This window comes from uncultured Anaerococcus sp. (assembly GCF_937934665.1).
GTDB lineage: Bacteria > Bacillota > Clostridia > Tissierellales > Peptoniphilaceae > Anaerococcus.
Window position 1 is genome coordinate 1 of the sequence record NZ_CALGYW010000036.1, and the last position, 7,381, is coordinate 7,381.

General features: G+C 34.3%; 3 protein-coding genes and 1 pseudogene. All 4 read right to left on the bottom strand.

Annotation, left to right across the window (positions count from 1 at the left end; translation table 11 throughout):
• A pseudogene (locus Q0410_RS01520) lies at positions 1-311 on the bottom strand (hypothetical protein); the annotation flags it as partial.
• A gap of 51 nt (positions 312-362) precedes the next feature.
• Complete coding sequence (locus tag Q0410_RS01525) at positions 363-3,728, bottom strand: UvrD-helicase domain-containing protein (protein WP_299032156.1); 3,366 nt, start codon at positions 3,726-3,728, stop codon at positions 363-365.
• The gene (locus tag Q0410_RS01530) at positions 3,721-7,068 is read right to left on the bottom strand and encodes a PD-(D/E)XK nuclease family protein (protein WP_299032159.1); all 3,348 of its coding nucleotides are present in this window, start codon (positions 7,066-7,068) and stop codon (positions 3,721-3,723) included. The genes Q0410_RS01525 and Q0410_RS01530 overlap by 8 nt, the downstream gene beginning before the upstream one ends.
• A partial coding sequence (locus Q0410_RS01535; RefSeq protein WP_299032162.1) for an SbcC/MukB-like Walker B domain-containing protein occupies positions 7,061-7,381 on the bottom strand: 321 nt, incomplete at its 5' end. The genes Q0410_RS01535 and Q0410_RS01530, both read right to left, overlap by 8 nt.

The following is a 7,381-nucleotide window of genomic DNA, read 5'->3' on the forward strand; positions in this document are numbered from 1 at the left end:
TTTTTAGGATAAAATTTCATTATCCTATAAATATTTACCTTATCATTTTGATTAGAAATCTTCTTTGCAAAAATTGATTTTATCTTAGAATCTTTAGTAAGTAGATAAGTATTTCCAAGAAATTTCTTGTTAATTACAACTATGTCCTTATCCCTTAGCTTATAATCTTGCCAAAGTTTGTCATCGCTTTCTTGAAATTTCTCATATTCATCAATTATAGCCCTATCTATCCTGGCTAGGTCGCTAATATCAATATTTACAAACTTATTTGTAGCAAGGTCTATTAAAAATAATCCAACAAGGATTGCCAAAACTATTTTAAAACCTTTAATTTTTTTCTTTCCCTAAACTTACTTCCTTCCTTAAATAATTTGAAATTCTTTAAAATTGTACCAATAAATAAGTGACTTACTCACTTTTTTGCCCAAGGCTTCTTCTATGGCTTCCTTGTAGATAGCAAGCTGGGTTTTGTAGGCATCTTCTCTTTTTATCCTATCGGTCTTAAAGTCGATTAGGATTATTTCCTCATCTTTTTCAAAAATTAGGTCGATTTGACCATTTACATAGTATCCGTCATAGGCCATTAGGAAGGATTCCTCACTTCTTTTGGAAAATTTGCCTTCAATTAATTCCTTTATAAGGTCATTTTCATAAAAGCTTAAAAGTTTATCAACATCTATTAGGTCTTTAATTGTCTTATCAAAGATTTTTTTATCAATTAGCCTATCTATTTCATCAAGCAAGGTCTCTTCGGTATAGGTCTTCATAGGAAGTTTTTGGAAGACTTTGTGGATTAGGCTTCCCTTTTCTGTTGGACTGTAGGTTTTTTCCTTTTCTAAAAAACTTGGTTTTTTAAAGGAAATATTCTGGCTAAATCCTTCTACATCAAAACTTTGGTAACCTTCACTTTCCTTATTAAAGTCCTTGGCAAGCTCTGTTACTGATTTTTTAAGACTTTTACCTATATCTTCATTACCTTGGTAGGAAAATTCTAACTTAGTTGATATTTCCTTATAAATATCTGGATTAGCCTTTTCATTTAAGAGGTCATAGAGGTTTTCATTTTGGTTTTCCCCTAGGTCATAGGCTTCTTCTATAAAATCAAATCCAATCCTTCTATCAAAAGCAGATTCTTTTTTAATACCTGTAAAAAATTCACTAGTAATATTATCAAAAGATAGGGCCGCCAAAATCCATTCTAGGTGGGAGTTTAACTTGAGGTAGGATTCATTTTTGTAGATTTTTTCACTGGCCTTGCTCGTTTTATCAAAGTTTCCTGTTATATAAAGCCTTTCTTCTGCACGAGTTAGGGCCACATAGAGGATTCTCATCTCCTCTTTTTTATCATCTTCCCTGGATTTTTCTATAATTAGCTTTCTATTAATATTTGGAATTTTTATTTTATTTTCATAGTCAGCTACATTTATACCAATTCCTATTTTTTCATCAAAAATTATAGGGTTTACCTGCTTGTTAAAGCGTTTATCAGCCCCTGCTAGGATTACTATCTTAAATTCAAGACCCTTGGACTTATGGACTGTCATTATCCTAACTAAATCTTCCCCCTCTGATAGGTCACGACTTGGGCTTATGGAGTCAGACCTAGTTTGCTCTAGATTGGTAAAGAAATTTACAAAGCCGTAAAGACCGTTGTCGTTTGATGCATCATAATCTGCCATTAACTCTATTACAGAGTCTATATTATTTATCCTATCTTCTGCGAGATCCCTTGCTAATATAAAATCATAAAGTCCAGATTTTTCAAAAAGATAGTTGGCAAAGTCATATAAATTTAGTATCGCAAGCTTATCTTTTAAATCTTCTATGAGGGCTTTAAAATTATTTATCTTCTCACCAAGTGCATCTTCCTTATCATAATCTTCAAAGGCCTCATAAAACTTATAGGAGTCCGATGATAATTTGATTTTGGCCAGGTCATCTTCATCTATATCAAAGATTACCGACCTTAAAACTGCCATCAAGACTAGGTCGTCGTTGGGATTTGTTAGATACTTAAGTAAATTTATAAAAAAACCTACCTCACTTGCCTGGGTTGATACCTTGGAAATATCATTAAAATAAGGAATATCAGCCTTTTTGAAAGCTTCTTCATACTTATAGGACTCGGTTCCATTTCTTAATAGAATGGCTATATCACGGTACTCATAGCCTTCTGCTAAAAGATCTCCTATAAGCTTTGTCAAATAGACTTCTTCTTTAACCTTTGGGCCAAGGACCTTAACTCCAACCCTAGCTGAATCTAAAAGGTCTTTTTCTCCCTTGCCGTAGTTTAACCTGTGACCTCCCTTTTTGTAGTCGATATCTGCCATATCCTTAGTCATTAACCTATCAAAGATATAGTTATTAAAGTCAAGGATTAGCTTATCTGTCCTAAAGTTTTCGTTTAGGTTTACTCTCATAGAGTCTTCGTCTTTTTCATAGCTTTCAAGTTTTTCTATAAATAGGTCAGGCCTTGCCCTCCTAAAACCGTAAATTGATTGTTTGACGTCTCCTACAAAAAATAGGTTTCTCTCGCCCTTAAGCTTATCTACAATATAGTTTTGGATTTCATTAGAATCTTGGTATTCATCAAAGAAAATATACCTATACTTAGTTTTTAGTTTTTCTCTGGCAGTTTCATTTGCTAAAAGCTTGATAAATTCATGCTCTAGGTCATTAAAGTCTAGGTAATCTTTGGCGGCTTTTTTCTTATCAAAGCTATCTTTAAAATCAAAAGTCAGCTTATAAAGCTTATCAAAGAGGATCTCTTCCCTATTCTTTATAAAGTCTAGGGCCTTAGGATCTGTATTTGTAATTAAGGACTCTATTTCTTTGACATCTTCCTTATAGGCCTTTCTTGCCGCTTCTATCTCATAAACCAAGCCGTCATCATCAATTTCAGTTTTGATTTTTTTGCCAAAGGTTGGGTATTTTTTCTCTTTATGGGCCTTAGCGAACTTCTCCCAAGAATCAATCTGATTTCTAATACTTGCTACAACCTCATAATCACCTGCTATTAGGTTTACTGCTGAGGCTGGAAGGATAGGATTTAGCCTTGCCCCAAGGTTTTCTATAGAATTTAAGATTAGGTCCATCTTTTTTTCTATAAAATCTTTAAAATAATCAAGCCTATCTCCCCTATCCTTGGCATCTTTTAGCCAGGCCATGCCGTCAATCATACCTACAATTTTTTGATAAGTTAAAAGAACTATTTCCTTAGCTTTAGCATCTGACCTTTCCCCAGAGAAGTTTTGTAAAAAATAAACAAAGTCTTCGTCCATTTTTTCATATTCCCTATCAAAAACTTCATCAATGGCATCTGCCATAAAAATCTTGCCTGTAGAATCGGGCATAACCTTGAAATTTGGGCTAAGGTTGTCCATATAATAGAAGTTTTCTCTTAGCATATCAGAGCAAAATGAATGGAGGGTTTTTATTTGAGCAAGTTTTAAGAGCCTAAACTGTCTTTTTATAAAGGCTGGGTCAAAGTCTGCCGCCCTTTCTTCAAGGGCTGCTCTTATCTTATCTTTCATATCCTGGGCACTTTTGTTGGTGAAAGTCACTATGATCATCTTATCAATGTCAATTCCTTCTTCAACCATTATTGAAATAACCCTATTTACAAGGACCATGGTCTTACCAGACCCTGCTGCTGCAGATACTATTATATTTTTATCTCTTTCGTAAATGGCGGATTTTTGCCCATCAGTTAGCCTAAGTTCACTCATTTTTATCCTCCAAATCCTTTATAGTAAGATTTTTATCCATATCCCTAAACCTGAAACTGTCAATTGTCTTATCAAACTTACAAATACCCTTGTAGTCGCAATAGGTACAGGCTGAATAATTCTTATCCTCCCTAAGGGGCTCTAGACTTATCTTGCCTTTTTTAATATCAACTATCATATCCCCCACCATATTTTTTACAAAGCTTGATAGTTTTCTAAAGTCTTCTTCGCTTATCTTATAATTTCTCCTATTTCTAACCAGAGGTGAAGTCTTACCATTTGAGTCCCTATCCATAAGGGTCAAGGCCTTACCATCCTTATCAAGTAAGATTCCATCTAGGGCAAATTTCTTATCAAGACTTGCTGCTAGCTTCGCCTCATCACTAATAGGGTCGGTAAAACTTTCTATTTCATCTTTTAGAGAAATATAAAAGGCGCCGATTGGTTCAAGATTTTTCTTATCATCACTTACAGCTATCATATAAATTATAAGTTGTAGGTCCTTGCCATTAAGAATGGCTGCAAGGTTAAAGGCCTTAGAGCCTGTCTTATAGTCAATAACCCTTACCAGGTTTCCCGCCATATCTATCCTATCAATCCTACCCCTTATATAGGATTCATCGTCGATATAGACTGGATCAAAAAATCCACCCTTATCAAAGGCTTCTTCAAAGTATTCGAGTTTAAAGTCTCCCTTTTGTAGTTGGTCAACTATCTGCCTAGTATTTCTCTTGGCTGCCTTATTTATATTTTTAAGGATGTACTTATTTTTTGGATTATCCTTCCTCTCCGAGTCTAGATTTTCATCGATCCCTTCTTCAAACTTATCATCTAAAATCTCATCTATCTTATCAAAATCAACCTCATCTAGGTCCATTTCTTTAAGAAGTTTTGATAGGTCTTCAAAGGACTTGTGGACAATATTGCCTATATCAAGGGCATCTACGTCAAATTCCTTATCTACACCTGGCCTTAGGCCGTAGGCTATAAAGTGCTTGTAAGGGCAAGATGAATAGGTTTCAATCTCCGATACCGAATAAGCGTGTTTTTTGTAAAGAACTTCCCTAAGATCTGGGGCAAGAGGTTTTTTGTCATTGTTATAAAAAAGTCCTTTTTTAATCTTGTCATAGATTTCTTTATTATCACTATCCTCAGAATTTTCCCTTAAGTATTCCATAAAGGCAAGGGCTAAGTTCTTATCATCTTCCCTTAAGTTTTCCCTATTAGCTACTTTATTTAAGACATCAAGGGTATATTTTTTAAGGCTTTCCTTAGAAAAAACTGCATCCCTTGCCCCTATTTCAAGGAGGATATTTTTATTAAGTCCAGGGAAAATCTTTCTTAGATCACGGATTACAAGACTTTCGTTTAGGTCTTTTCCCTCCTTGTCAGATAGGGCGTAGGATAGGATTAGTTTTTCACTCCTAGATATGATTTTGTAAAGGCTTAAAAGCTCAGCCTTGTCACGGTCTTTGGCGTAAAGTTTTAGGTCAATATTAGCTTTTCCCATCTCTTCTGTCTCATCAGGACTTATTATATAATCCTTCACTTCCATTGAAGGAAAATAAGAATCATCCATACCCATAAGGATATTTATTTTCTTATAGGAAACCCTATCTCTTTTAAAGTCGGTTACAATAAGGTGGTCTTTAGATGGTGGAATTAGGCCTATTTGGATATCCTTGCTGACTGATTCTATTAGGCTATAAATCCTAGCAAGGGGCAGAGTTCTTTCTCCCATCAAAAGAACTAACTGGTCTAAAATAGCTACAAACTCATCCCAAATCTGTTCATTTTCCTTATAGTCATCAAGGGAGCCGTTTGCTAAAAGCTTATCTTGGAAAGAATTTATGCCTGCCCTTATAGCAGAATCTGAAATCATCCTATAAATCTTTGTCGCAGTCTCTTTTACGCTTGCATTTTTATCACCAAGACCCCTAATCAATTTTAAAATCTTTGCCCTAACCTCATTTACAATTTTGTATTCTTGGCGTTTTTTCAAAATTTTTTCATCCTTTTTAGGATCTTGGGCTAGGTTTTTTTCGTAAAATGTTTCATCCATGACAAAATACTTATCATTTTCAACCATGGACCCCTTTATTTTCCTATAGGTTAGGAAATTTATTAGGGTATTGGCATCTTTTTGTGAAACTCCAATAAGCTTTGAATTTAGGATATAGAATAAATCTTCAGTTCTAAAATTATTTACAGCTAGTCTAATAAGGGCCAAAAAAGTTTTTATGATGTGGTTATCTGCCATCTTCCTTCTTTTGTCTAGAAAGATTGGAATCTCATACCTAGCAAAAGTCTTTATTAGTTCATTTTCATACTGGGTGGTATCTGTAAGGTAGATTGCCATGTCATTAAAACGGAGGTTGGGATTTGTCTTTATAAGCTTATTTATAAGAAGGGCCATATTTTCTACTTCAGACTTAGTTGATATGGACTCATAAAGGCTAATATTTTTAGGAGACTCTCCGTAAACTTCTGGCCTATAGGTGTCAAAATTAGCCATAAGGTGGCGAAAGTCTGCGGGACCTCGACTTTCTTCAAGCCTTATAATTTCTGTTTTATAATTTTCCATAAAATAAGCAAGGGTCCTTGCTGGGCTGTCAAAAATTTCTGGTCTAATAAGTGGATTTGCTATATATTTTGGGTCAATATTTAAGGAAATATTTAAGTCTAGACCCTTTGCATGAAGGGCAGAAATTAGATCAAGTTTTCTTTCCTCAAAAAAATCAAACTTATCTATAAATATTTCATAACCGTCAAATAGGTCGGTACTTTTTAAATTTTCTGCCACATAGGTTAAGATATCTTCCTTATCAAGGTATTTTCCATCAATTTCCTTCTGGTAGGAATCTAAAATCAACTTGATTTCTTCAAATTTTAACTTTGAAATATCAGAAATATGACTTTTTGATACGCTTTTAAAAAATTCTTCATCAAATTTATTGTCCTTAAAAGAAGATATCAAACCAACTATAGAGTTTATAAAGTCAATATTTTGATAAGAATTTTCAAATACTTTGAGGTCATCTTTTAAGTCTTGGAGGATATTTGTTAGAAGCAAAACTTTTCCTTCCTTATTTAAAAACTCAAATTTGCCTTCAGAAAAATTATCCATAAAAAAGCTAGCAAATGACGAAAAAGAAAGGACCTTAGCATCCATTACCGCCTTATATTTTATAGACTTTAAAAAATTTATATCGGTTTCTAGGGTGTATTGTTCAGGCACGATGAGGATTGATTTTTTACCCTCGTCAAGCCTTTCTTCTATTTTTTTATAGAGGTAAAGGCTAGAATTTTCTGCCGAATCTGAAATTACTAATCTAATCATTTACAATCTCCAAACTTGACCCCCTACTTGGGTCATAAGTAATTAAAATCTTAGCTTCTATAGCATCTTTTAACTCGTCTACATGGGAAATAAGACCGACAAACCTGTCCTCTTTAGAAAGTTTCTCTATGGTTTCTATGGCATTGGCGAGAAATTCTTTAGAAAGAGTGCCAAAGCCCTCGTCTATAAAGAGGGTATCTATCCTTATTCCCCCATTATATGCCCCGATCTCATCAGAAAGGCCTAGGGCAAGGGATAGGCTTGCTAGGAAATTTTCCCCTCCTGATAGGGTTGAAGCTGGCCTTCTCTTGCC

Excerpts from the sequence above, each read along its gene's own strand:
- Q0410_RS01525 (WP_299032156.1), bottom strand. The coding sequence starts at position 3,728 with ATGAGTGAACTTAGGCTAACTGATGGGCAAAAATCCGCCATTTACGAA.
- Q0410_RS01530 (WP_299032159.1), bottom strand. The coding sequence starts at position 7,068 with ATGATTAGATTAGTAATTTCAGATTCGGCAGAAAATTCTAGCCTTTAC.